We start from the raw sequence: 23,681 nt of genomic DNA, 5'->3' as shown, positions 1-23,681 counted from the left end.
TGTGGAAGCAGAGCGACGGTTTTGAACCGTCTGCGGAGGGTGGGGCAGTATGAACCGTCTGCGGGGAATGAAGCCATGCACCCGCATGCTTTGAGCAAAGAAAAACGGGTCGCAGCTGGAACGGCGACCCGTTGAGCTGTGACCCATTAGTGTGTAGCACACAGCAAAATTGATGTGAACTTACGCCATTTGTTGAGCTTGGACAGCGGTAATGGCGACAACACCAACGATGTCCTCAGCACTGCAGCCACGGGATAGGTCGTTGACAGGCTTAGCAATGCCCTGCAGGATGGGACCGTAGGCCCCGGCCTTGCCCAGACGCTGCACCAGCTTGTAGCCAATGTTGCCCGACTGCAGGTCGGGGAAGATAAGGACGTTCGCATTGCCTGCGACGGTCGAGCTAGGAGCCTTGAGGTCTGCTACAGACTGTACCAACGCTGCGTCAAGCTGGAGTTCACCATCGGCCGCAAGTTCAGGAGCCTTTTCGTTTACAAGCTTAATGGCCTCTCGCACCTTGTCAGCAGAATCGCCCTTGGCAGAGCCCTTGGTGGAGTAGGAAAGCAGTGCAACCTTGGCCTCGCTACCCATGAATGCCTTCCAGCTGGCGGCAGAAGCGATAGCAATCTCAGAAAGCTGGTCGGCGTCAGGATCAATGTTGAGACCAATATCAGAGAAGATAAAATTGCCATCTTGTCCGAATTCGCAATCAGGCACACACACAACCATAAAGCCCGACACAAGCTTGGCACCAGGAGCGGTCTTTAGGATTTGCAAAGCAGGACGCAGAGTATTGGCGGTGGAATGACATGCGCCAGAAACCAAGCCGTCAGCATCACCCATCTTGACCATCATGGTGCCAAAATAGGTAGCATCCTTAACCTGCTCACGTGCCTGCTCGATGGTAACGCCCTTCTTGGCGCGAATCTCGGCAAACTTTTGTGCATAAGCCTCTGCACGCGTGTCAGAGGTAGGATCTACAACAACGGCACCAGGAACATCGATTTCTGCAGGATTACCGAGAATGACCAGATTTGCTAGGTCTTCGGCAACAATCTGTTTTGCTGCCTCAATAGTACGAGGATCTTCACCTTCTGGTAGCACAATGGTTTTTTTATCAGCTGCAGCAGCTGCTTTCATGCGTGCAAGGAAGTCGCTCATGCATCTCTCCTTTTTCTTTGTGAGAAAATTTCTCACCTTGCCCGGCATTGCTTGGTCATTTGATGCCTTTCTAGGTCATTATAGAGGCCTTGGCGTCATGCGTGGTAAACTCTCGAATAATGTTGAATCAGACAGTTTGGCACGGTTGTGCCATAGATAGTGATTTCTTAGGAGAAATCACTAGAGAAGCGCGGGGAAGTTACCCGCGCAGGAGGATGACATGAGCATACAGATGGGCCTACCCGCTGGCTTTAATGGCAGTACTTACGATGCAATTATTGTCGGCGCAGGGTATGCGGGTGCCGTGTGTGCACGCCGACTTGCTGAGCAGTCTGGCTTTAAGGTGGCAGTACTAGAGCGCCGCCCGCACATTGCAGGTAATGCCTACGACCGCATTGACGAGGCTGGTGTACTTATTCATGAGTACGGTCCCCACATTTATCACACCACTGATGAACGAGGCTTCGATTTCCTGTCGCGCTTTACCGACTGGACCGATTACCAGCACAAGGTGCTTGCCAATATTCATGGCACTCTCATGCCTGTGCCTTTCAATCACAAGTCTCTAAAGCTTGCCTTTGGCGAGGAGAAAGGCGAACACCTCTACCAAAAGCTCGTGGCAACCTTTGGCGAAAACAAAAAGGTTCCCATTATGCAACTTCGAGAGGCAAATGACCCCGAACTGTCTGAGGTTGCAGACTATGTTTATGAGAACGTCTTTTTGCACTATACGATGAAGCAGTGGGGCAAAACTCCTGCCGAGATTGACCCCGCTATTACTGGCCGAGTTCCTGTTTTTGTGGGCGACGATGACCGCTACTTCCCAACTGCTCCCCATCAGGGTGAACCCGTTGATGGCTATACCGCCCTTTTTGAGCGTATGCTCGACCACGATCTTATCGAGGTATATCTCAACGTTGATGCTCGCGATGTACTCTCTGTGTCTGAGACGCGCGTACAAGTTTGTGGTGTTCCCTATGGGGGCGAGGTTATCTACACGGGCCCTCTAGATGAACTTTTCAATATGGATTTGGGTCCTCTTCCGTATCGCTCTCTCGATATGCGCTTTGAGACCCTAGATATCGATCAGTTCCAGCCTGTAGGTACCGTTAACTACACCACAAGCGAAGACTTTACTCGCATTACTGAGTTTAAAAATCTTACTGGTCAGGTGCTACCTGGCAAGACAACCATCATGCGCGAATATCCCATGCCTTACGAGCCGGGTGGCAATCAGACGCCTTACTACGCTATTCTTGAGGAGCAAAACATCGAACTCTACAAGGCTTACCGCGCAAGAGTTGAGGGTCTGCTTAACTTCCACGTGGTAGGTCGCCTAGCAGAGTATCGTTACTATGATATGGACGGTGTTGTTAGCTCTGCTTTGGCACTTTCGGACGAGATTATTAAGGCAAATCACTAAGGTGAGAAGGCCCTCAAATAGGGCCTTTTATTAGCGAGAATAGGTTTTATTGCATGCAAAAGACCATCAGTTTTGGCATTCCGTGTTACAACTCCTCCGAGTACATGGATCACTGCATCAGTTCAATCCTCGAAGGCTCTGGATATGCCGATGACGTTGAGGTCATCATTGTTGATGACGGTTCGACCAAAGATGATACCTTCGCCAAGGCTCAGGATTGGGAGCGCCATTATCCCAATCTTGTAAAAGCTGTTCACCAAGAAAATGGCGGCCATGGTATTGCTGTTCTTAAGGGTTTGAGCAATGCAACGGGCGTGTATTACAAGGTCGTCGACTCTGACGACTGGCTGGATGGCGACGCCTTGCAGGCTCTGCTTGCCAAGCTTCGTCATTTCATTGAGTTTGATACTCGTGTAGACCTCGTTATTAGCAATTACGTCTATGAGCACGTTGAGGATGGCAAGCAGATTGTTATCGACTACCGTCGTGCAGTGCCTCGTGGAAAGATTTTTACTTGGGACAAGATTGGCCACTTTAATATGTCCCAGAATCTGTTGATGCACTCTTTGTGCTATCGCACAGATATTCTGCGTGATGGTGGCATACCTATGCCCGCTCATACCTTTTATGTGGACAACATCTATGCTTATGTACCCTTGCCTCGCTGCAAGACGCTTTATTACCTTGATGTTGACCTCTATCGCTACTTCATTGGTCGTGATGACCAATCTGTTAGTGAGAAAGTTATGATTGGCAGGATTGATCAGCAGCTACGTATTACTCGCATCATGATGTATGCCTATCATCTCTATGATGATGTTGAGCCAGTAGAGTTGCGTAGCTATATGCTGGGATATTTCCAACTCATGATGGGTGTCAGCTCGATTTTCTCCAAGCTTTCTGAAAAGCCTGATGCTCAAAAGAATCTCGATGAGTTGTGGGAGGAGCTGCGCCAATATGACCATCGCATGTATGTACGTTGTCGCCACGGTCTTATTGGTGAATCAATGAATCTGCCTGGTGATATGGGCAAAAAGGTTTCTGTTGGACTCTATCGCGCAGCGCAAAAGCTGGTTAAGTTTAATTAAGCTCTAGCGTAGTCTTCATCTTGCTGGTAGTATCTCGACCAGTCACGTGAGTGCGTACAAAGACTACTAGCCTTACGCGTACAAACGTGTAAAAATGTAGTAACGCTTGGATAAGGGGTTCAAGCGCGAAAGTGAGAGGATTTATCATGAAGGCATCTGTTTCCGAGGATTGCATCGGCTGCGGCATGTGCGAGGGTACTTGCCCCGACGTATTCGAAGTTGGCGACGACGGTCTTGCCCATGTCATCGTTGACGAGGTTTCTGCTGACGTCGAGGATGACGCAAAGCAGGCTGCTGAGGATTGCCCTGTTGAGGCCATCACTGTCGAGTAGTGATTGTTAGCCCAATCTGCAATCTCAGATTGTCCAGCGTAGAGGCCGGCTCCTTTGGGGGTCGGCCTTTGTTATAGGGTTTGGACGAAGATAGGGAAGGGGATATATCGTGATACTCGCTTCAGCATCACCCCGTCGAGCAGAACTACTGCAGGCCGAGGGGTTCCAATTTGAGACACATCCCGCCTGGACAGATGAAACGCGTGCTCCAGGAGAAGACCCTGTCTCATACGTACGTCGTCTCGCCAGAGCAAAAGCTTGGGCTGCACACAATGACAACCCTCAGCTGGCTCAAGGGGAAACTCTCATAGCTGCTGATACTATCGTCTGGACTGATGATGGCCTAGTATTGGGAAAGCCGAAAGACGCTGACGAGGCTCGTCAAATGCTGCATTTGCTGTCTGGTCGCAAGCACTTGGTGACTACAGGTGTTTGCATCTTGATTGATGGCAATCCCATGGCAGGATGTATCTCTGAGACCACCTTTGATGAGACAACTTCGGTTGGCTTTTATGAGTTGAGCGATGAGGAAATAGAATGGTATATTTCCACGGGTGAGCCTTTTGATAAGGCTGGCGCTTATGGCATTCAAGGTCGTGGACGCAGGTTGGTGAGCGGCATTTGTGGTGATTTTTATAACGTAGTTGGCCTGCCAATAGCCCATCTTATCCGCGAGCTCGATCGCATCCACTCAAATATTGATAACGTTTCTTGTTATTGGTTTTAGGAGGAAGTCTCGTGCAGCAGATTAGTTCCATCACTCAAATTCCCGGTATCTATGCTGGTCATGCAACGCTTGCTGAGGCAGGGACAGGATGTACGGTTATCGTGTGCCCTGCAGGTGCTACGGGTGGTGTTGATGTGCGAGGAGGGGCTCCTGCTACACGAGAGACTGATTTGTTGCGGCCTGAAGAGACGGTTCAGACCTTGGATGCTGTGGTGCTCTCTGGTGGCTCTGCATATGGCCTCGCGGCGAGTTGTGGTGTCGCAGAAGAGCTAGAGCACCGCAGAATCGGTGTCAATGTTGGAGTGGGTGTTGTACCCATAGTGAGCTCTGCTTGTCTTTTTGATCTAGCCTGTGGGCGCTCTGATGTACGTCCTGGTGTCGCAGAAGGTGCTGCTGCTGTTCGTGCTGCTTTTGAGCATGCAGAAGAGCCACTTGAACGGGGAAATGTGGGTGCAGGTACGGGATGTACGATTGGTAAAGTAGCTGGCCCTACTCGTAGTATGAAGTCTGGACTAGGGGAGGCGGTAGAGCGGGCAGGAGAGCTCATTTGCGGAGCGGTTTCGGCAGTTAATGCTGCAGGAGATATTTGGGACCCTGATACTCATAAGCCGATTGCCGGTGTGCTTAACGAGGATGGGACAGGGCTTGCTTCGACTGTCGAGCTGGTACTTCAGATGCAGCGTGAGTCAGATTTTGCTCGCTCGCATGGTGTCCCGCGCACTAATACCACTATTAGCTGTGTTGTCACAAATGCACGTCTTAGTAAAGCTGAGGCAACAAAAGTGGCACAGATGGCAGCCGACGGCTATGCTCATGCTATCAAGCCTACGCACACCACCAATGACGGTGACACTATCTTTGTGATGGCAACCGGTGAGGCAGAAGCTCCTGTTGATATGGTAGGTATACTTTCTGCGCAGGCCATCGCACATGCCATTGTCGATGGTGTTCGTAGCGCTCAGAGTGCCTATGGAGTTATCTCTGCAGCTGAGTTAAGACAAAATCTGTCGCAAAACCCATCTTTATAAAAAACAGGTATCCGCACCGCAGTGAAGATACCTGTTTATAAGTAAAGACCAAAAGGCCTGTCGCACTACTAGCTTGATTGCTTTTCTGATGTATTGGAAGCTTTCTTGGCAACCTCAGCTACCGTAGCCGCAGAGTTTGCATCAAGAGAAATATTGCGATTGACCTTGGCATCATAGGTATCAGCACGCATGACATCCGCAAGGTCTACACCTGTGACAGACTGCACCATATCAAAGGCAGCCTTGATAGATTGGGGAGCGATACTTGTTACGCCTGCTGCTGGTGACCCCTCACTGTCTGTGTTGCCTACTGTGGAGTAGATATTGATAGCATCGATACCCTCGATAGGTTTGGATGCAGCAGCAATAATGTCGGGAAGAAGTCCGATAATTTGCTGGGCAAGTGCTGCTTGGCCATACTTGCGCAAAGCCTCTGCTTTTTTATCCATGGCTTCTGCCTCAGCGATGCCCTTTGCCTTGGCCGCCTCTGCCTCTGCCTCGCCCTTGGCACGTACCGCATCTGCTTCTGCAAGGCCACGCATACGTGTTGCTTCGGCATCTGCCTGTGCCTGTGCTTTAATCTGCTCGGCCTTCTTTTGAGCAGTATAGAGTTCAGCTTCCGCCTGACGCTGTTGTTGTGCAAGATCTGCTTGTGCACGCTGCTCTACAGCATAACGATCTGCATCGGCTTGCTTTTTGACGGTTGCATCAAGCTCTTGCTCTCTGACGGTGACTTCCTTTGCCTTGAGCTCTGCTTCACGGTCAGCTTTTGCAATTTCAGCATTAACTTGCTCGGTATTGATTTCTTTCTGCTGCTTTTGTGCCTCAATGCCCATGGCTGCGTCTGCCTTGGCGGCTGCAGTGTCAGCTTCGGTCTTAAGAGCAGCTTGCTTAAGTGCAAGAGCATTGTTTTGCTCTGCAATTGCGGTTTCGGATGCAATACGGGCATCATTTGCAACTTTGTTAGCCTCGGCGCGGGCAACAGCAATCTCTTTTTCGGCATTGGCCTTGGAAATTTGCGCATTTTGCTGGATAGCAACGGTGTTGGCAATACCTAGATTTTCAATGACACCGAGCCCCGCATCATCAATGTTTTGAATATTGAACGAAACGATTTCAAGACCCATACGTTGCATGTCGGCACTGGCGTTTTCCTGAACCTTCGCCGCAAAAGCTTTACGGTCGTTCATGATCTCGACAAGACGCATGCCACCGATAATCTCGCGTAAATTACCTTCAAGTACGTTCACAACCATTTCGTTGATATAGTCGGAATCGCGATTGAGGAAGTTTTCTGCGGCGCGTGAGATAGCATCAGGTTCATTTGCGATTTTTACAACTGCGACAGAATCAACCATGATGTTGATGTAATCGAGTGTAGGGATGGTTTTTGTGGTTTTTACGTCTACCGAGAGCATTTTGAGCGACAGGCGGTCAACACGCTGTAGGTAGGGGATACGTACACTCGATTTACCGGTAAGGTAACGCGGCTGTTTGCCAAAACCCGAGATGATGTATACCTGATCGGGTGGTGCTTTAACATATCCTGTTGCCAGGATGACTATCAGCAGCACAACCAATGCTCCGATGAGAATGACCTGTAATAGCTCCATGAACTCCTCCTTCTAGGTACGGAATGCTGTCAAGTGTACACGTAAATCTTGAGTGCATATCCCGTGTTTGAAGCAATGATACCTGTTACATTTTTGCGTTACGCATTTTTTACTATTTGCAAATGGTTCAGGTTTCGCCATTTGCAAATGGTTCAAGCTTCGAGGTAGACGGCAATAAACTCGCAGGAAAAAATCTGCAGAATTTCGAAGGATGAACCATCTATAGAACCTAGCCGACAATTTGTTCAAGACAGCGGTACTGAGTAGTCATGCCCTGCGCTGCATAAAATTGCTCTGCTTGAGTGTTGCCTGCCCATACATGAAGGGTGACATTGTAGTAACCATGAGTTTTGGCAAAATCTAAGACTTGCTGGTAGAGTGCTCTGCCTACATGCTGTCCGCGACAAAGTTCATCTACACACAAGTCATCTAGATACAAGGTCTTGACGGCGGTTCTAAGAGGGTCGTTCATTGCTTGCTCTGTTTGACAGAAAGCGTAGCCAAGCACAATGTCTTTATCATTTACTGCAACAAAGATGGGATTTTCTAAGTCATCCAGCATGCTTTCAAGTTGACGCTTTGAATATTTGGTTGTAGGACCTTTAAAAAGGTCGGGTCGCGCTTTGTGATGCACCATATTGACTTGGACAAGCGATCGTTACTGTTTTTATCATGCTCTGTCCTTTTTAGTAATTGGACTAACTTGAATGCATTTCATAAATCCACAGTAGTCATAGGTCTCTCCAGACGCGTCACATGCTATCTCCCAAGTTTTGGTTCCACGTCCGGTCGGTGACCGACATTTACCCAAATTCTACGTTTTGTGTATATATGACCCACGTTTTATCCCTTAAGATTATATGCAAGGGCTCGCGGGAGGGGAGAGGAACCTGCGTCTGCGGGCTGCAACCCTCTGGGAGAGGATAATCGAATGGCTAGGCTTCATGTCATGGAGCGCAGCCAGGCTCAGGTCGTCATGGATGGTCTCCATGAGGCGGTAGGCAAGCGACTCGCTGTGAGTTCGCTTGCACCATGTCCTGTGGAGTTTACTGCGGCCTTTGTCGGCATGTGCGCTATCCAGAGCTGCGGCAAGTGCACTCCCTGTCGTGTCGGTCTTGGTGTCCTCAAGGAGCTCATGGAGGACGTCCTTGCCGGTAGGGGAGACGAGCATACGCTCGAGCTCATCGAGAGAACTGCCCGCACTATCTATCTGTCGAGCGATTGCGCCATCGGGTACGAGGCTGGCGAGATGGCGCTCACAGCCATTCGCGGCTTCCGCGATGACTTTGAGTACCACATTGCTCACAAGGCCTGCGGCTTTGTCCAGAGCCAGCGTGTCCCCTGTGTGTCGGGCTGCCCAGCAGGCGTCGACATCCCTGGCTACATTGCCTTGGTCGAGGCTGGTCGCAACACCGACGCCGTGCGCCTCATCCGCAAGGACAACCCACTGCCCCTCGTTTGCGGCCTCGTCTGCGAGCATCCTTGCGAGATGTACTGCCGTCGCGGCATGGTTGACGATCCCATGAACATCCGCGGCATCAAGCGCTTCGCGACCGACCATATGGAAAGTGACTACACGCCTAGCCACGCCGACCCCACGGGCAAGCGCGTGGCCGTTATCGGCGGCGGCCCTGCGGGTCTCTCTGCCGCCTACTACCTAGCTCTCATGGGGCACAAGCCCACAATCTTCGAGGCCCGCCGCAAGCTTGGCGGCATGCTGCGTTACGGCATTCCAGCATACCGCCTGCCGCGCGAGCGCCTCGACTCCGAGATTCAGTGGCTGGTCGATCAGGGCATCAAGGTGCACCTGGACACTCCTGTCACTGACCTTGAGTCGCTCAGGCGCGACTACGATGCTGTGTATATCGCGATCGGCGCTCACAGCGATAACAAGCTCGGACTTGAGGGTGAGGACGCCGAAGGCGTCATCTCCGCCGTGCAAATGCTGCGTTCCATCGGCGATGATGAACTTCCCGATTTTACGGGCAAGCGCGTGTGCGTCGTGGGAGGTGGCAATGTTGCCATGGACTGCGCACGCTCTGCCGTCCGCTGCGGTGCCGAGAAGGTCACCATCGTCTACCGTCGTCGCGTTGCCGATATGACGGCACAGGACGAGGAGATTGTGGGTGCCAAGGAAGAGGGCTGCGAGCTCCTTGAGCTGCATGCGCCTCTGCGTATCGCCACTGATGACAACCGCGTCTCTGGTCTCGTCGTGCAGCCTCAGATCATTGGCGGTCCCAAGTGGGGTCGTCCCGCGCCGCGCAATGCGCAGGCCGACGAGGTCTGTGTCCCCTGCGAGCGCGTTATCGTTGCCATCGGTCAGAAGATCGACTCAGACGCCTTTGCTGCTCAGGGTGTGGTCACCAACAGGGGTAAGATTGTAACCGACTCCCTCGGTAGCATCGAAGGCTTCGAGGGCGTCTTCTCGGGCGGTGACTGCCAGACAGGCCCCGCCACGGTCATCCGTGCCATCAACGCTGGCAAGGTTGCTGCAGCCAACATCGACCATTACCTTGGCTTCGACCATCGCATCGAAGCCAACGTCGAGATTCCCGATGTTCAGTTTAAGGGCAAGGTCAGCTGTGCCCGCTGCGAGCTCAAGTTCCGCGAGGCTGTGGAACGCAAGGACGATTTCGATGAAATCGAGGATGGGTTCACGTCCGAAGAGGCTGTGCAGGAGGCCTCTAGGTGCCTGCGCTGCGACCACTTCGGCTTTGGCGCGTTCCGCGGAGGGAGGTTCACGCAATGGTAACCGTCACCATAGATGGCCGTGAGATTCGCGTGCCCGAGCGCACTACCATTCTTGACGCTGCGCATGAGGCGGGCATCGAGATACCCACGCTCTGCTACCTCAAGGACGTTAACGAGATAGGTGCCTGCCGTGTCTGTGTGGTTGAAGTCGAAGGTATCGACCAGCTCGTTGCCTCGTGCAACAACTGCGCACTCGACGGCATGGTCGTTCATACTGATACTCCTAAGGTCCGTCAGGCTCGCAAGGTCAACACTGAGCTGCTCCTCTCGCAGCACGACTCCGAGTGTACGAGTTGCGTTCGTTCCGGTAACTGCTCACTGCAGTCGTTTGCCAACGACCTCGGTCTCGTGGGGCTTCCCTATGAGAAGCATCTACCCGACATTGAGTGGGACCAGAACTTCCCCCTCATCCGTAACAACGACAAGTGCATCAACTGCTTGCGCTGCATACAGATCTGCGACAGGGTGCAAGACTGCCACGTGTGGGATCTCGCCAATCGAGCGGCTCACACCTCGGTCAATGTTATCGGCGGCCTGCCAATCGACTCTGTCGCCTGTGCACTCTGCGGTCAGTGCATCACGCACTGTCCTACGGGTGCACTACGTGAACGCGATGACACCGACCGCGTCTGGGAGGCACTGGAAGACCCCGACATCACCACCATCGTTCAGATTGCACCCTCCGTGCGCACCGCCTGGGGCGACCACTGGGGCATGTCAAACAAGGAGGCCACTGTCGAGCGCCTCGTTGCCTGTCTCAGACCGATGGGCTTTGACTATATCATCAATACCGACTTCTCCGCCGACCTTACTATCATGGAAGAGGGCACAGAACTGCTCGAGCGCCTCAAGGAAGGTCCGCACGACCATCCCATGTTCACGAGCTGCTGTCCAGGCTGGGTACGCTATGTCAAGTCACACTATCCTGAGCTCGTCGATGATGTATCGACGTCCAAGTCGCCGCAGCAGATGTTCGGTGCAATCATCAAGAGTTACTACGCCGAGAAACTCGGCGTCGATCCGCACAAGATCTTCTCGATTTCCATCATGCCCTGCGTGGCCAAGAAGTCCGAGTGTGCGCTGCCCACGATGAACGACGCATGCGGTGATCCTGACGTGGACGTGGTTCTCACGGTTCGTGAAGTCGACCGCATGATTCGCTCAGAGCACATCGACCCGCGCAGGCTTGAGGATGAGCCTTTCGATGAGCCGCTCGGCGAGGGTACGGGCGCTGGCATCATCTTCGGTGCCACGGGTGGCGTCATGGAGGCCGCATTGCGCACTGCGTCCTTCCTCGTTACAGGCAGCGCTCCCGAGACCGACGTCTTCAAGGACGTTCGTGGCCTTGACGGGTGGAAGGAGGCTACCTACAACCTTGCTGGAACGCCGTTGCGCGTCGCTGTGGTAAGCGGCCTCGCCAACGCCGGGCGTCTCTGCGAGGCGATTCTCGCGGGTTCCGTGTCCTACGACTTCGTCGAGGTTATGGCCTGTCCCGGCGGCTGTGTTGGTGGCGGCGGTCAGCCTATTCACGACGGTCAGGAGCGTCAGAGGCTTCTGGGTGACGTGCTTTATGGTCTCGATCGCGTCGCTAAGTATCGCAATTCCTATGAGAACCCTGCGATTACGACCGTATACGCGGAGTACCTAGGCGAGCCACTCTCCAAGCGCGCCGAGGAGCTTCTCCATACGAATCAGCATGCTTGGATCATGCCTGGCGAGGAGTAGAGAGCGTCTCATAATCGCTAGCTAGCGGAGGACCCCATGCCTTGCCACGGGGTCCTCGTCGGCGAAGCGGAAATAAATTGCAAAGGTCGGCCGACCCTAAAGAAGGGCAACGGCGACAGACCGCCCAACAGTAGTAACAACGAACGGCGAGGAGTCAGCAGAGGCCATAGTACCAGTGAAACTGGGAAGGGCTGAACCGAAGTTGGAGGGAGCGACAGCAATACCTCTGATTGTCATAACCGTTCATCCTCTCTTTGTGCCATTGCGCTTTTTGTCTTGCTTGCGCGAAGGTGAACCATTGTTGTGTCTGAGAAGCCAAGAAAAACTTTATCAGAGGCAGCGGATTCCAATTCGTTATGTTCAAAGAGATAGGGAAGCAGGTGATAAGTATCGTCACCGCCGATCGCACAATTCATGCTTTACAAACGATTTCCCAATTACTCCGCTTGAAAGGCTCACGATCGTTACTGTTTTTATCATGCTCTGTCCTTTTTAGTAATTGGACTAACTTGAATGCATTTCATAAATCCACAGCAACCCAATTCTGAAAGCTTATGAAATCCCATTGACTGATAGAAGGCGATGGTCTTTTCAGTGCTATCTGTTGCCAGTGCTATTTGGCGTACATTGCTATAGCGACTAAGCACCGCTTTGACTAATGCTGAGCCGATTCCTTGTCGTTGTTTTTCAGGGAAAACCAAAATATCTTGGATAAACACAATCGTAAAGCCGTCTCCGACAGCCCTGATGATGCCGAGTAACTCATCGCTTTCATAGGCAGCTAAGACCAGCAAAGAATGTGCAAAACCATTTCGAAGAGCGGTGGGATTTTCTGTATATGCTGTCCATCCCACAGCCTTATAAAGCGCCAATATTTCGTTTTCACGATAAGTTGTATATTCTCTTATCTCCATTCGTAATTCCTCAAATTCCAATCTCTTTGTTAGACCAGATTTGACACATAAAGAAAAAGGTTTGTTCAATAAAGGGGTATATGTAGCTAGGCTTATAAATAATGATATATTGTAAACGCTTTCTCGCAGATTAAGCTGACTTTATACGCTTAACCAATCAATCGTGAACCCTTTCGGATGTTGTAGCTCCGCGCTGTAACGGTTCACAATGTGCCCTTTTTACCCGCAGGCGGTTCACGATGCACCCTTTTGCCCACATCGGGTTCAATAGGCACCCTTGGAAGAAAATTTACCTGCACTTTCTTGAGCCGTTTGGTACGGTTTTGAACCGTCTGCAATAAATGGAAGACGGGGGGTTCAAAAGGCACCCTTGCGGTAATTTTTACCTGGGATGGAGCTGATGAATCGTGCACCCTTTTCTTATGTTGTAGCTCCGCACCGCAACACGTCTCTTTTACTTTCTAGTTTTTATTCTGAGCATATATGCCATAGCTACAGTATGAATAGTTGCCCTTTCATTTGCATTGCAGCCTGTAGACGCGCAATGTTTTAAGGGCTTTTGGGCTTCTAGGCAGTCTGTCTTGACAATAAGCAAACCGTCTCGACGTGGTAAGTCTGGGGGAAGAGGTCAACAGGGGTAATGTGCAGCGGCTGGTAGTTACCTAGTGCGCGGAAACGTGCAAGGTCACGTGCAAGCGTTGCTGGATCGCAGCTTACATACGCAATGCGACGGGCGCGCTGTTCTGAGAGCTGCTTTACCACATCCTCAGCAAGCCCAGCACGTGGTGGATCAACAACAATCAAGTTTGCATCGCTATCAGGAAACTCTCGACCAGCATCTCCGCCAATAACATCAACGTTTTGTAACTGTGCATTATCAAGATTACGACGGAGATCACGAACAGCAGGCCCAGATGCTTCTACAGCAGAGACAAATTCGCATCGCTTTGCAAGGGGTAGGGTAAAGGTGCCCGCACCGCAGTACAGATCCATTGCCTCTTCGTCTGGCTGAGGATCAAGTCCTGCAAGTACCAGCTCAATCAAGCGTTCTGCTCCTAAGGTATTAACCTGAAAAAATGAAGGAGCAGAAAGAGCCATACGCTGACCTGCAATACGCTCGGTCCAATGACCCTTACCAGAAAGCACTTCTACACCAGTGACGCGGCGCGCTTTTTTTGGTCCTTTGGTGAGTACCCGTACAACAGAGCTTGCATGCGTGGCGTCACCGAGGACTTTTGCAACTTGAGCGCGGGGAAAAGCACCTGGTTCTCCCCAGAGTGCAATTTCAATATCTTTAGTATGCAGTGCTACACGAATACCAACTCGTTCGAGGCCAAGTTCATTGGTACTACCGAGATAGCCCAAGGCGCCTGATACTGCTTTGACAAGTTTTGCATGCTTGTCTTGCAAAAGTGGGCACGAATCGACTTTGATGACTGACCCATCTATTGCATGCATGCCTATAACAAGACGACCTTTTTGTCGGCTTACGGCGAGTTCCACTTTGTTGCGATATCCCCAGTCGGCAGAAGGACGCTCGCAGTTTGCAACCAAGGACTCAGCTGTTGCCATCTCAAAGTGTCCGATGCGAACGAGTGCATCCACAACAGAAGAGCGCTTTGCTTCAAGTTGGGCATCTTTTGCAAGAACCCCCCAAGGGCAACCGCCACATATACTTGCATAAGGACAGATAGGAGCGACGCGTTTTTTAGATGGCTCGACAATATGCTTGACTCTGCCTTTTGAAAAGCTTGAGCCATCTTGTACGATTTCAACCTCAGCAATATCACCAGGAACAGCCCCGGCAACAAAAATGGTCTTTCCTTCTGGAGTGTGAGCGATTGCGTCAGCTCCATAGGCCATACGCTCTATTTGCAGTGTGAGCACTAAATATGTCATCTCCTCAAGCCAAACAAGGTGGCAATGCCTTCACCAATCAAGTGGAACGCTTGGCTCATGCGCCCGCGTGGGATCTCAGGTTTCTCGGCGATTATCTCATTTTCGTCCGTTTTGCTACTCATATTGGCAGTGTTGGCATCCTGTACTTTGGGTTCAGATGTAGGGGAAGATATACGAGTAGTCTCTCCCACAGAAGGACCTTTACCATCGGCGCTCTGAATGCGATGACGTTTGGCCGTGGCCTGAGCATCAGCTGACGCTCGGGCGCGTTCACTGGCAAGTGCGCATAGTCTTTCCTGAGAGTTAACGAGTAACTCACCTTCACCCAGTTCAATCTTTTGCCAGATGCCATCTGAGGTGAGCTGGCGAGCCTTGGTGTTATCGGCAAGCTGGAGATCCATGTATTCTTTGACCATCTGACGACAGCGTGGATCAAGCACAGGATAGGCAATCTCAACGCGACGTTCGGTATTGCGTGTCATCATGTCGGCAGAGGAGAGATAGATGGTATCCATCTCGGATCCAAAGGCGTAGACACGGGCATGTTCAAGGAAGCGCCCTACAATCTGGCGCACGACCAATCCATCTGTTTTGCCTGGGACGCCTGCTTTGATACAGCAAATACCACGGACGATGAGCGTCACTTGAACACCCGCTTCGCAGGCTTCCGAAATCTTATCAATGACATCACGGTCAGTTAGCGAGTTCATCTTCATGAGAACTGCTGCTTCATGACCACTTTTGGCGCGATGAATCTCGCGATCAAGGCCACTCATCACCAAAGGCTTGAGACGGGTAGGTGCCACGCCAAGATAGCGGTAACTTCCATGCAGATTACCTAACGAAAGGTTGCGGAAAAATACATTGCCATCTTCACCAATGCCCTCATGTGCTGTAAGTAGCATAAAGTCGGAGTACAGACCCGCTGTCTTCTCATTGAAATTGCCTGTACCAAGGCAGGTGATTCGCTTTATTTCACCCTGTTGGTGGTAGGTAATCTGGCAAATCTTAGAGTGCACCTTAAAACCTTCTTGACCGTAAATTACGGTGCAACCCGCATCTTCAAGGCGTTCTGCCCAAGCAATATTGTTTGCCTCGTCAAAACGCGCGCGCAGCTCCATTAACACGGTGACATCTTTGTTATTTTCGGATGCCGCAATCAAAGATTCGCACAGCTTAGAGAGTTTGGCTACGCGGTAAAGCGTAATTTTAATCTGGATACAGTCATCATCTGATGACGCTTCATGGATAAGTTGTAGCAGCGGATCCATTGACTCATAAGGATAAAAGAGCAGGATATCGTTAGCTTCAACCTGTGGACGAATGGGTTTTGACATATCAACCATTGAGGAAGGCTGAGGCGAGAAGGGATTATACAGTAGCGTCGCTCGCGAATCTACAGGTAGGTGCAACTCAAGCGAGAAGATATAGCCTAAATCTAGAGGCATATTAACGCGGAAGACGCGCTTGCGGGGCAGTTCTGTCTCGCTGAGGATAAATTTCTCCAAATCTTTGGGAAGTTGTCCCTGGACTTGCAAGCGCACTGGTTGCAAACGCTGGCGTAGCTTGAGCACGCGTTTCATGTGCTGACGATAGTCTTCTTCTTCACCGACACCTTCGCCATCAGGATCGATATCGGCATTGCGTGTTAGACGAATGACCGCAGAAGCAGTTGGTAGGTAATTGCCAAAGAGTCCATCTAGGCGAGTACGAATTACATCTTCGATGAGGGTGTAACGCCATACTTCTTGCGTGCTTGGTAGGGGAATCACACGGGGGAGTGACGCGGGCACTTCAATAATGCCCAGCATTCCCGACTCATCAGGTCCATTGAGTGAGCAGGTCACATAAAGCTGCATATTGCGTAGATTGGGGAAGGGATGGCGAGGATCGACAATTTGCGGCGAGATGATAGGTGCAATATGTGTGTCAAAATATTTGGAGGCAACAACCTTGTCAGCATCGTTCATGGTTTCACAGCTCGCACGTTCAAGACCGCGATGAGAAAGTTGTGACTCAATAGTCTCCAGTGCCTTTTCTTGCTTTTCAATGTAACTGGGAAGTACTGTAAAGATGGCTCGAAGCTGTTCGGCGGGAGTTTGGTTGGATTTGTTATCTGTAGGCTGATGTTTGAGTAGATTCAAATCAGAAAGACCACCGATGCGAATCATAAACCACTCATCAAGGTTCGAGCCAAAGATGGATACGAATTTCAGTCGTTCAAAAAGAGGGACAGTTTCATCTAACGCTTCGTCAAGCACACGGTCATCAAAGCGTAGCCAGCTGATCTCGCGGTTTTGCGTATACGAAAAGTCATGTTTTGGTGATTGGATTTTATCCTTTTGAGAAGAATTCTTCGGGGTAGCAGTTTCCTTTGTAGTCTTTGCCGACTTTTCAGGATTTTTGCCTTGTGTGGCTGTAACTTTGTCCGCCATAAACGAGCCCCCATTTCTCACTTACTCAATAGACTTTATTTTATCAGCTGCTTGAGTTAGCTGGCTGTGTTCGAGCAATATAAAATGCCGCGGGGGTACTGTTTTTTGTCAGTGGAGTACGTCAGCGAAGCATTTTAAAATTTGTTGGAAATTTGGCTAAAAATTTGCTTTAGAAAAAGTTTTTTTAGAGATGTTTATATGTCAAATGCATTCTCTAAAATAAGAATAAAAATCTATATTTAGTAAATAAACTGTATATTACATGACTGTTACATCACTCTCTCAAATTCTAGAAGAAAAGCCAAATAAAAAGCAGCCCAAATGAAATAATCAAGAAATAATGGTGACTTTATGCAGGTAATCAGGGAAGAATTGTGAATATAACCATCTAAATTTGTCACAAATAACCGCTCAACGAAAAAATAATACCGTTCCCCCGTGAACAAATTTATAGCTATCGAAATTAAAAACTATTGGATATAGTTAGGAATTGTAATGCAGCGGCTTGCGACTTTAGATATAAAACTGCGATGCCGATGTGATGTTTCTATTCAAGTTGTGCCAGAAGACTGGCACAAAGGAGTGGGAGGAATCATGCCTAAGGGACTTAACGTCCACAGCGAGATTGGTGCCCTCAAAAAGGTACTGCTCCACCGTCCTGGCGAGGAACTGCTCAACCTGCCGCCCGACGAGCTCGGTCGTCTGCTTTTTGACGACGTGCCTTTCCTCGAGGTAGCTCAGGAGGAGCACGATCGCTTTGCAGAGATTCTGCGTGAGCAGGGCGCTGAGGTTTTGTACCTCGAGAAGCTCGTTGCTGAGGCTCTTGATGCAGCAGGCACTCGTGAGGAGTTCACCAACCAGTGGCTCGACGAGTCTGGTCTTCGTGGCAGGCACACCCGTGCAGTTGTCAAGGAGTTCATGGATTCCATTGAGGATACCCAGGCCTTCGTAGAGAAGTCCATCGCTGGTATTCGTAAGAACGAGCTCGAGCTTCCGACTCGTTCCAGCAACCTGCTTGCTGACCTCGTTGGTGCAGATCAGGACAGCGAGTCTGATCTCCTGATTGACCCCATGCCCAACACCTACTTTACTCGTGACCCCTTTGCAATTGTTGGTCACGGCGTTAACCTCAACCACATGTACTCTGTCACTCGTAATCGCGAGACTTTGTATGGTAAGTACATCTTCCGCGATCACCCTGAGTACAAAGAGTCTCCCCTGTGGTATCGTCGCGATTCTGCTTACCACACCGAGGGTGGCGATGTTCTCAACATCAACGCTCACACCTTGGCAATCGGTATCTCTCAGCGTACGCAGGCTGCCGCCATTGACGCTTTGGCACAGCACATGTTCTGGGAGAAGGCAGACCAGTGCGAGATTGACACCATCTACGCATTCAACATCCCCGTGTCTCGTGCCTTCATGCACCTTGATACCGTCTTTACCCAGATTGATGTTGACAAGTTCACCATTCACCCAGGCATCATGGGTACCCTGCAGGTCTTCAAGCTCACCAAGGGCGCTTCTGAGGGCGAGATTGCTATCGAGGAAATGAACGACACCCTCGAGCACGTTCTGGCAAAGGCTATGGGTCTGGATACCGTCCAGCTCATCAAGTGCGGTGGCGGCGATCCCGTCGCAGCAGCTCGTGAGCAGTGGAACGATGGTTCCAACACCCTCGCAGTTGCACCTGGCAAGATTTGCGTTTACCAGCGCAACACCGTTACCAACGATGTTCTGTACAAGGAAGGTCTCGACCTCCTCGTTGTTCCCTCCGCAGAGCTTTCCCGCGGCCGTGGCGGCCCCCGTTGCATGTCCATGCCCTTCTGGCGTGAGGACCTCGTGTAGGCGGCGCTTAAAAAGTAATACCCAAAGGGCAGGTCTTACCTGCCCTTTGGCTTGTAGGTCAGATATAGAAAAATTTTTATGAAAGGAACGAATTATGGCCATTTCTTTGTCCGGCCGCAATTTCCTTAAGCTGCTTGACTACACCCCTGCTGAGATCAACTACCTTCTTGATCTGGCTGCTCAGTTCAAGAACATGAAGCGCGCTGGCATCCCTCACCGTTACCTTGAGGGCAAGAACATCGTTCTTATTTTCCAGAAGACCTCTACTCGCACCCGTTGCGCATTTGAGGTTGGCGCTTATGACCTTGGCATGGGCGTTACTTATCTGGATCCTAACAGCTCTCAGATGGGCCACAAAGAGTCCACTGAGGACACCGCCCGTGTTCTCGGCCGTATGTTTGATGGTATTGAGTACCGCGGCTTTGCTCAGGATCAGGTTGAGGAGATTGCAGAGAAGTCTGGCGTTCCTACCTGGAATGGTCTGACCGATAAGTTCCACCCCACCCAGATGCTCGCTGACATCCTCACCATGAAGGAAGAGTTTGGTGACATCCGCGGCAAGAAGCTCACCTTCTTTGGTGATGCTCGCAACAATGTTGCTAACTCCCTGATGGTTGTTTGCGCCAAACTCGGCATCAACTTCTGCGCTTGCGGTCCTGAGGAGCGTATGCCGGATGCTGATCTTGTTGCTACCTGCCGCGAGATTGCTGCTGAGAACGGCTGCGAGATTGTTCTGACCGAGGATCCCCACGAGGGCGCCAAGAACTGCGATTGCCTCTACACCGACATTTGGGTTTCCATGGGCGAGTCCTATGACCTGTTTGGTGAGCGCATCAAGCTTCTGACTCCTTACCGTGTTACCAAGGAGCTCATGGCTGAGGCTAACCCCAACGCTATCTTTGAGCACTGCCTTCCTTCCTTCCACGACACCAACACCACCCATGGCAAGGAGGTTGCCGAGGAGTTTGGTATCACCGAGATGGAGGTTACTGACGAGGTCTTCGAGGGCCGTCAGTCTCGTGTCTTTGACGAGGCAGAGAACCGTATGCACACCATCAAGGCTGTTATGTACGCAACCCTGAAGTAAGTTCTTGCTCTATATAAAGCAATGCACCTCCTTGGATTTTGAATCCAAGGAGGTTTTTGTTGCTACTATAATTTTTCTATTTTGTCAAGTAACAATTTTTTTACGGCGACTTTTGTATTCTCAAAATATTGCAAATTTTAGTTGAATAAAACATAAGGATGGGAACTCTTTTTATGTTTATTCTTCTAAAACATGCAGGTTATTCATGCTCAAATTCGGTGAGTGCGGCTGAAGTTATCCAAAATAGATAATCGAATATTTTCACCGACAAATTGCCTACGCTCACCATTGTGATGGAGTTGTGATATCTTAGTTTCGCTAACATTACACACGTTCTGGTGTGTGATTTGCACAAGTTTTGTTGGAGCGCCTGCGGGCGCAAGGAAAGGAGTTGGAATGGCTGAGGCAACTAAGCCAAAGAAGAAGAGGGAGATGCTAACTTCGTTTAGTATCATTTACATCCTCATGATTGCTGTTGTGGCAATCTCATGGCTGCTCAATGGCCAGGCTACCGGCGCTTTGACCGAAGATGGCGCAAAGGAGCTTGTCACGGGTGCTTCTCTCGGCACGTTCACCATGGCATCCGTTAATGGTTTCGGCGATGCTATGTCCGTCTGCCTCTTTGTTATGGTGCTGGGCGGCTTCCTCGGCATCGTTAACAAGACCAACGCACTTAACGTTGGTATTACCAACCTTGTTAAAAAGATGCATGGCAAGGAGCTTATTCTTATCCCTCTCTTGATGCTTCTCTTTGCTGTACTGGGTTCTACCTATGGCTTCTGCGAGGAGACCGTCGGTTTCTACATCCTGCTTGCTGCAACCATGATGGCTGCAGGCTTTGACCCCATGACTGGTGTCATGATGATTCTTTTGGGTGCTGGTGTTGGTTGCCTCGGCTCCACCGTCAACCCCTTCGCAGTGGGTGCAGCTGTTGACGCACTCAGCGCTGAGAGTGTTGGTATTGCTGTTGATCAAAGTATTACCATTGCGCTCGGTCTTATCCTCCTCATTGCTACTTGGGCAGTTTCTTCTTTCATCGTTGTCCAGTATGCCAAGAAGGTTCGCAAGGATCCTTCCGCAACCATCATGTCTGACGCTGAGCTCGAGGCTGCTCGCGAAGCTTACGGTAACAACATTGCTGAGGTTGGCGATACGCAGCTTACTGGCAAGCAGAAGGCAGTTCTTTGGATTTTTGCTATCTCCTTCCTTATCATGATCCTCGGCTTTGTACCTTGGGGCAGCTTCGGTATTACTTTCTTTGAATCTTGGTCTGGCTTCCTGACCGACCTTCCTTTGGGTGAGTGGTACTTTGCAGAGTCCACCACTTGGTTCCTTCTCATGGCCATCGTCATTGGTGTTGTCTATGGCTTCTCTGAGCACGAGATTGTGGACACCTTTATGTCCGGTGCTGGCGAAATGATGTCCGTTGTCTTGATCATTGCTGTTGCTCGCGGCGTCACCATGATCATGAACGCAACCAACCTCTCCAACTATGTTTTGAACAATGCTTCTGCAGCACTGGAGGGCACCTCTGGTCCTGTCTTGGCTATCGGCAGCTACCTGCTTTACTTCCTGCTTTCCTTCCTGATTCCTTCGACTTCTGGTATGGCTGGCGTTTCCATGCCCATCATGGGGCCCTTGGCCGCCAATCTTGGATTCAACCCTGCAGTCATGATCATGGTCTTCTCCGCTGCTTCCGGTGTTGTCAACCTGATTACCCCGACCTCTGCAGCAATCATGGGTGGCCTTGCTCTTGCTCGTGTTGAGTACTCCACTTGGTTCAAGTTTGCCATCAAGCTTGTCGGCATTCTGTCCGTGGTTTGCGTGATTATTCTTGCTATCGCTATGACAGTGATTCCTGCATAAGTTTTTACGCAACAATTGTTAGACAAGAAGGACTCCTGGTTTCAGGAGTCCTTCTCTTATGTCACAATCTTGAGCGTTGGCTAGTTCTCATACTTTGAATGGATAAATCTTTATGTTTCCTCAATCTCAAGACCTAACCAAGGTTTCGTCGCGTGTCGCTTTAGCCGCTGGTGCGATTTCTGTTATTGCTACGCTCGTGACCGTTATGCATCCTGACAGCTTTGCGGTAGTTTCAGGTAAGTCTGCAAGTATTGGCAACATTGTTTTGCTTGTTGCTTTAGTACAGCTTGCTTTGGGTGTAGTGGGGGAGTTGCGATACCGCTCTCGAGCGCGCATAGATTATCATCCGTCTTTGGGGAAAGGCGTTGCATCTGGTGCCTTTGCCTTTGTTTGTCTTGCTCTTGATTATGTGTTTGTAAGTTCGTTTTATTCAGCGGCTTTTGGCACTACGCTTAAACCTGTGGGTTCAGCCGAGCTCTTTCATATCTTTGCGCTTATTGGATTTGTTGATGCACTCTTTACCCTTTTGCTAGGGGCAGCTCATGCAATTGCGGCGATTCTTGTCTTGCGTGAGGAAGCTGCGGAGTTTGATGACTAAAGACCTTTTGGTCAAAGCTTTTGTCCAAGCATTACGTTTTTGACTATCCAGCCGCTGGGATGTATAGCCTATGATAGAGAGCGTTAACGAGATTAGAGGAGGCTTTGATGCCCAACGAGGGAAGTTATGAAGCAGCGCTGAGGCGTAGCAACCAAATTCAGGCAGATCTTGCCGATGGCAAAACCGAAGCGTATACCATGCTTACTGGCGATCGTCCTACGGGTCGTCTGCATATGGGTCATTATTTTGGCACTCTGATTGAGCGGGTACGCTTACAAAATATGGGCGTTAAGTCCAATGTCATTATTGCGGACTATCAGGTCATTACCGATCGCGACAATACTGAGCATATCCAGGATAATGTCTACAACATGGTGATGGATTATCTTGCTTGTGGCATTGATCCTGCAAAGACCATGATTTTTACCCACTCAGCAGTGCCTGCAGCCAATCAGCTGATGCTGCCTTTTCTCTCCTTAGTTTCTGAGGCCGAGCTTGAACGTAACCCTACGGTTAAAGCCGAGCAGGAAGCCAGTGGACATGCGCTTACAGGTTTGCTTTTGACTTATCCCGTGCACCAAGCCTGCGATATTTTGTTCTGCAAGGGCAATATCGTTCCTGTTGGTCGTGATCAGCTGCCTCATATTGAGGTAACAAGTAAAATTGCTCGTCGTTTTAACGACCGTTATCACTGTAATGTGTTTCCTGAGGTCTCGGGTCTGCTTACCTCTACCCCCTTGCTTCCTGGTCTAGATGGTCGCAAGATGAGCAAGTCTTATGGCAATGCGATTTCTTTGTGCATGACGGCAGAAGAAACCGCAAAGCTTATCAAGAAGTCCAAGACTGACTCCGATCGCAATATTACCTTTGATCCTGAGAATCGTCCTGGTGTCTCTGCTCTGCTTACCACAGCAGGCATTTGCACAGGCCGCGATCCCAAGGAGATTGCAGAAGAGATTGGTATGGGTGGCGGCGGCGCGCTTAAACGTTACGTTACCGAGGCGGTTAACGGCTATTTTGCACCAATTCGTGAGAAGCGTCGTGAGTATGAGCAGGACCTTGATTACATCAAAGATGTATTACACGATGGCAATAGACGCGCCAACGAGGTCGCTCAGGCCACGCTTGCCGAGGTGCAAGAGGCGATGGGTATGGTTTACTAAATCCAGCTTGTGTGGCGGTATTTTGC

19 protein-coding genes are annotated in these 23,681 nt (G+C 50.4%); 12 read left to right on the top strand and 7 right to left on the bottom strand.

All coding sequences use genetic code 11. From position 1 onward, the window contains the following. Positions 1 to 180 precede the first annotated feature (180 nt). The gene (gene pta, locus HMPREF9069_RS01785; protein WP_035438058.1) at positions 181 to 1,158 is read right to left on the bottom strand and encodes a phosphate acetyltransferase; all 978 of its coding nucleotides are present in this window, start codon (positions 1,156 to 1,158) and stop codon (positions 181 to 183) included. 220 nt (positions 1,159 to 1,378) lie between these two features. Here pta and glf point away from each other — a divergent pair, with 220 nt between their 5' ends. The 5 genes from glf (at position 1,379) to HMPREF9069_RS01760 (ending at position 5,756) form a co-directional block, all read left to right on the top strand. Beyond that, entirely contained in the window at positions 1,379 to 2,581 is a 1,203-nt protein-coding gene (gene glf / locus HMPREF9069_RS01780; protein ID WP_021625393.1) for a UDP-galactopyranose mutase, read from the top strand. A 53-nt stretch (positions 2,582 to 2,634) separates the two neighbouring features. Then, entirely contained in the window at positions 2,635 to 3,669 is a 1,035-nt protein-coding gene (locus HMPREF9069_RS01775; RefSeq protein WP_021625392.1) for a glycosyltransferase family 2 protein, read from the top strand. Between the two features lie 146 nt (positions 3,670 to 3,815). Then, on the top strand, positions 3,816 to 4,001 hold the full coding sequence (locus HMPREF9069_RS01770) for a ferredoxin (RefSeq protein WP_035438055.1): 186 nt from the start codon (positions 3,816 to 3,818) through the stop codon (positions 3,999 to 4,001). 109 nt (positions 4,002 to 4,110) lie between these two features. Beyond that, complete coding sequence (locus HMPREF9069_RS01765) at positions 4,111 to 4,728, top strand: Maf family protein (RefSeq protein WP_021625389.1); 618 nt, start codon at positions 4,111 to 4,113, stop codon at positions 4,726 to 4,728. An 11-nt stretch (positions 4,729 to 4,739) separates the two neighbouring features. Continuing rightward, positions 4,740 to 5,756, top strand: coding sequence for a P1 family peptidase (locus HMPREF9069_RS01760; protein ID WP_051317752.1), 1,017 nt, complete (start codon positions 4,740 to 4,742; stop codon positions 5,754 to 5,756). A 68-nt stretch (positions 5,757 to 5,824) separates the two neighbouring features. Here HMPREF9069_RS01760 and HMPREF9069_RS01755 read toward each other — a convergent pair whose 3' ends face one another. Then, on the bottom strand, positions 5,825 to 7,369 hold the full coding sequence (locus HMPREF9069_RS01755; protein ID WP_021625387.1) for a flotillin family protein: 1,545 nt from the start codon (positions 7,367 to 7,369) through the stop codon (positions 5,825 to 5,827). 229 nt (positions 7,370 to 7,598) lie between these two features. Continuing rightward, a complete protein-coding gene (locus HMPREF9069_RS01750) occupies positions 7,599 to 8,006 on the bottom strand; it encodes a GNAT family N-acetyltransferase (protein WP_021625386.1) in 408 nt (135 codons plus the stop codon). A gap of 294 nt (positions 8,007 to 8,300) precedes the next feature. On the opposite strand from HMPREF9069_RS01750, the gene HMPREF9069_RS01745 reads away from it, so the two are divergent. Beyond that, positions 8,301 to 10,121 carry an NAD(P)-binding protein gene (locus HMPREF9069_RS01745; protein ID WP_035438052.1) on the top strand — a complete coding sequence of 607 codons (1,821 nt, stop codon included), beginning with the start codon at positions 8,301 to 8,303 and terminating at the stop codon, positions 10,119 to 10,121. Next, positions 10,115 to 11,845, top strand: coding sequence for a [FeFe] hydrogenase, group A (locus HMPREF9069_RS01740; protein WP_021625383.1), 1,731 nt, complete (start codon positions 10,115 to 10,117; stop codon positions 11,843 to 11,845). Before HMPREF9069_RS01745 ends, HMPREF9069_RS01740 begins: the two co-directional genes overlap by 7 nt. Before the next feature lie 233 nt (positions 11,846 to 12,078). Here the strand turns inward: HMPREF9069_RS01740 and HMPREF9069_RS09745 are convergent, their stop codons facing one another. From HMPREF9069_RS09745 to ppk1, 4 genes are all read right to left on the bottom strand, one after another. Next, complete coding sequence (locus HMPREF9069_RS09745) at positions 12,079 to 12,261, bottom strand: LD-carboxypeptidase (RefSeq protein ID WP_021625382.1); 183 nt, start codon at positions 12,259 to 12,261, stop codon at positions 12,079 to 12,081. A gap of 60 nt (positions 12,262 to 12,321) precedes the next feature. Further along, positions 12,322 to 12,759, bottom strand: coding sequence for a GNAT family N-acetyltransferase (locus tag HMPREF9069_RS01735; protein WP_021625381.1), 438 nt, complete (start codon positions 12,757 to 12,759; stop codon positions 12,322 to 12,324). 567 nt (positions 12,760 to 13,326) lie between these two features. Next, complete coding sequence (rlmD, locus tag HMPREF9069_RS01730; protein WP_021625379.1) at positions 13,327 to 14,658, bottom strand: 23S rRNA (uracil(1939)-C(5))-methyltransferase RlmD; 1,332 nt, start codon at positions 14,656 to 14,658, stop codon at positions 13,327 to 13,329. Next, positions 14,655 to 17,093: a polyphosphate kinase 1 gene (gene ppk1, locus HMPREF9069_RS01725; RefSeq protein WP_021625378.1), complete on the bottom strand. Its 2,439-nt coding sequence runs from the start codon at positions 17,091 to 17,093 to the stop codon at positions 14,655 to 14,657. Before ppk1 ends, rlmD begins: the two co-directional genes overlap by 4 nt. A 594-nt stretch (positions 17,094 to 17,687) precedes the next feature. Between ppk1 and arcA the strand changes: the two genes are divergently transcribed. From arcA to trpS, 5 genes are all read left to right on the top strand, one after another. Next, complete coding sequence (gene arcA, locus HMPREF9069_RS01720) at positions 17,688 to 18,941, top strand: arginine deiminase (protein WP_035438049.1); 1,254 nt, start codon at positions 17,688 to 17,690, stop codon at positions 18,939 to 18,941. Between the two features lie 94 nt (positions 18,942 to 19,035). Next, complete coding sequence (gene argF / locus HMPREF9069_RS01715; protein ID WP_021625375.1) at positions 19,036 to 20,028, top strand: ornithine carbamoyltransferase; 993 nt, start codon at positions 19,036 to 19,038, stop codon at positions 20,026 to 20,028. Positions 20,029 to 20,424: 396 nt separating this feature from the next. Then, on the top strand, positions 20,425 to 21,894 hold the full coding sequence (locus tag HMPREF9069_RS01710) for a YfcC family protein (protein ID WP_021625374.1): 1,470 nt from the start codon (positions 20,425 to 20,427) through the stop codon (positions 21,892 to 21,894). 112 nt (positions 21,895 to 22,006) lie between these two features. Then, a complete protein-coding gene (locus HMPREF9069_RS01705) occupies positions 22,007 to 22,492 on the top strand; it encodes a hypothetical protein (RefSeq protein ID WP_021625373.1) in 486 nt (161 codons plus the stop codon). A 107-nt stretch (positions 22,493 to 22,599) separates the two neighbouring features. Continuing rightward, on the top strand, positions 22,600 to 23,655 hold the full coding sequence (trpS, locus tag HMPREF9069_RS01700) for a tryptophan--tRNA ligase (protein WP_021625372.1): 1,056 nt from the start codon (positions 22,600 to 22,602) through the stop codon (positions 23,653 to 23,655). Positions 23,656 to 23,681: the final 26 nt, after the last annotated feature.

It is taken from the genome of Atopobium sp. oral taxon 810 str. F0209 (assembly GCF_000466405.1).
In the GTDB taxonomy this organism is placed as follows: domain Bacteria; phylum Actinomycetota; class Coriobacteriia; order Coriobacteriales; family Atopobiaceae; genus Olegusella.
This window is presented reverse-complemented; position numbering and strand designations above follow the sequence as displayed.

Coding starts and splice junctions, on each gene's coding strand:
- HMPREF9069_RS01755 (WP_021625387.1), bottom strand. CDS start 7,369: ATGGAGCTATTACAGGTCATTCTCATCGGAGCATTGGTTGTGCTGCTG.
- HMPREF9069_RS01745 (WP_035438052.1), top strand. CDS start 8,301: ATGGCTAGGCTTCATGTCATGGAGCGCAGCCAGGCTCAGGTCGTCATG.
- rlmD (WP_021625379.1), bottom strand. CDS start 14,658: ATGACATATTTAGTGCTCACACTGCAAATAGAGCGTATGGCCTATGGA.
- argF (WP_021625375.1), top strand. CDS start 19,036: ATGGCCATTTCTTTGTCCGGCCGCAATTTCCTTAAGCTGCTTGACTAC.
- glf (WP_021625393.1), top strand. CDS start 1,379: ATGAGCATACAGATGGGCCTACCCGCTGGCTTTAATGGCAGTACTTAC.
- HMPREF9069_RS01735 (WP_021625381.1), bottom strand. CDS start 12,759: ATGGAGATAAGAGAATATACAACTTATCGTGAAAACGAAATATTGGCG.
- ppk1 (WP_021625378.1), bottom strand. CDS start 17,093: ATGGCGGACAAAGTTACAGCCACACAAGGCAAAAATCCTGAAAAGTCG.
- HMPREF9069_RS09745 (WP_021625382.1), bottom strand. CDS start 12,261: ATGAATTGTGCGATCGGCGGTGACGATACTTATCACCTGCTTCCCTAT.
- arcA (WP_035438049.1), top strand. CDS start 17,688: ATGCCTAAGGGACTTAACGTCCACAGCGAGATTGGTGCCCTCAAAAAG.
- HMPREF9069_RS01740 (WP_021625383.1), top strand. CDS start 10,115: ATGGTAACCGTCACCATAGATGGCCGTGAGATTCGCGTGCCCGAGCGC.
- HMPREF9069_RS01705 (WP_021625373.1), top strand. CDS start 22,007: ATGTTTCCTCAATCTCAAGACCTAACCAAGGTTTCGTCGCGTGTCGCT.
- HMPREF9069_RS01750 (WP_021625386.1), bottom strand. CDS start 8,006: ATGGTGCATCACAAAGCGCGACCCGACCTTTTTAAAGGTCCTACAACC.
- pta (WP_035438058.1), bottom strand. CDS start 1,158: ATGAGCGACTTCCTTGCACGCATGAAAGCAGCTGCTGCAGCTGATAAA.
- HMPREF9069_RS01775 (WP_021625392.1), top strand. CDS start 2,635: ATGCAAAAGACCATCAGTTTTGGCATTCCGTGTTACAACTCCTCCGAG.
- HMPREF9069_RS01770 (WP_035438055.1), top strand. CDS start 3,816: ATGAAGGCATCTGTTTCCGAGGATTGCATCGGCTGCGGCATGTGCGAG.
- trpS (WP_021625372.1), top strand. CDS start 22,600: ATGCCCAACGAGGGAAGTTATGAAGCAGCGCTGAGGCGTAGCAACCAA.
- HMPREF9069_RS01710 (WP_021625374.1), top strand. CDS start 20,425: ATGGCTGAGGCAACTAAGCCAAAGAAGAAGAGGGAGATGCTAACTTCG.